This is a genomic window from Candidatus Poribacteria bacterium, from assembly GCA_021295755.1.
Lineage (GTDB): Bacteria > Poribacteria > WGA-4E > WGA-4E > PCPOR2b > PCPOR2b.
This window is the reverse complement of the sequence record JAGWBT010000163.1, coordinates 6,378-8,135: the sequence shown is the minus strand read 5'-3', so window position 1 is coordinate 8,135 and position 1,758 is coordinate 6,378. Positions and strand designations below refer to the sequence as shown.

At 52.1% G+C, this 1,758-nt stretch carries 2 protein-coding genes; both read left to right on the top strand.

The features are described 5' to 3' along the window. The coding region (locus J4G02_19945) for a PIG-L family deacetylase (GenBank protein ID MCE2396801.1) at positions 1 to 870 on the top strand (870 nt) is incomplete at its 5' end. 187 nt (positions 871 to 1,057) lie between these two features. After that, positions 1,058 to 1,758, top strand: a 701-nt coding sequence (locus J4G02_19940) for a phytanoyl-CoA dioxygenase family protein (protein ID MCE2396800.1), incomplete at its 3' end; no start/stop codon positions are given.

Below are 1,758 nucleotides of genomic sequence, written 5' to 3'. Positions count from 1 at the left end.
CGACCTGTAGCAGGTCAACCGCATAAAGACAAGGTGCTCGCCGCAGTTCAACCACATGCCGACGACATCCCGCTTTTCTGCGGCGGCACAATCGCCAAATTCATCGCAGAAGGTTACACCGGCTATCTCATCCAGACGACTAATGACGAGAAGTGCGGGCCGACATCAAGCATCGGCGAAACTATCTTGAGCAACGAGCGTGAGGTTGATGAGTTGGCGAAGGTGTTGGGACTCAAGGGGGTTTTCAATCTTGGATACCGGAATCACCGCCTCGATGAAGCATCACCATTAGAGCTGCGGGCTCGGTTGGTTTTTCTTTTTCGGATGCTGAAGGTTGACACTGTATTCACCTTCAACCCTTGGGGGCACAGCGAGGAGAACCCAGATCACTACGTAACCGCTCAAGCGGTCGAAGCTGCACGCTGGATGGCTGGCATGGGCAAGGATTATCCCGAACAGGTGGCACTCGGAATCACACCCCATACGGTGACAGAGCAGTATTATTGGGTTGCGCGTGCAGGGCAGCCGTACAATCGGGTGGTGGACATCAGCGGTTATATAGAGGAGAAGGTGGCTTCGATGAGCGTTAATAAATCGCAGGGACCAGCAGGCTCAAGCGGATCAAGACTCAAGACGCGACTCGAAAAACAGGGGCTACATCTCCCAGCACTCGACGGCGATGACGAAGCCGCGGATCGCGCGTATATCAAGCTGTTTGGCTTAAAGACGTACCAAGAAATCGGTCGGGAGTACGGGCTTGAGTATGCAGAGAATTTCTACTATGTTGGCCCGGGAGGGACCTTCGTGGGTTGCGTGGAACAAGATGAGGTCGAGCGGTATATCGCTGAAAACGCAGCCCCTATCAAATAGGGGAAAGGTTAATCAAATTAACGCAAGTTGCTAGTTGTCAGCATATTCAAACCAGGAGTCTCTAATCCCCATACAACGATTTTCCAAAATCGACGGTTTTGTGTCGAGATGTGAATCTCGACCTACAGGTTCTGATGGATTTTTAATAACTAGCAGCTTAGGCTAAATTAAAAAGAGGTGAATTCAGATGGGAACCAACACAGCGGTGCAAACAGCACTAACCCCGGCACAACGCTATTTCTACGATGTAAACGGCTACGTGCTGCTCAAGGGGATCTTCAGTCCAGCGGAAACTCAGCATCTCATCGACTTGGCAGATCAGATGGATGCCGATGGCGGGTGCACCTATAAGCACGATGGCTATCCGAAAACTCCGACGCTTACCGTTCTCTCACGGTGTGCTTGGTATCATCCGCATCTACTAGAAACAGCGATGCACCCAATCCTGCTCCCGATCATTGAGGATGTGGTCGGCGGTGACGTGCGTCTTGAGGAACACCAATACCTGATTAACTATTCAAATGGGACGGGAGACGGAAACCCCAGCCAAGTATCTCATGTCAAGGACGAAGGCTGGCACCGGGGCACCGCTCCAAATTTCGGCAGTTTTGAGTCGGATGGACACTATCACTGCATGTTTAGCAAAGCCTTCATTTACTTAACGGATAACGGTCCGGGCGAGGGTACTTGGGTGGTGCCGGGTAGCCATCGGATGAACATCCCCACGAAAACGCTGCGCGAGTTTATGGACGAGACATTGGCGACGCAACTGCAATCCCAGGCCGGGGATGTCCTCATCTTGAGTGAAACGTTGGTCCATGCCGGTCCTCAGCTTAAAGATGGTTCGTCTCCGCGCTATTCGCTGGTCTATGGATACACACCGCCATT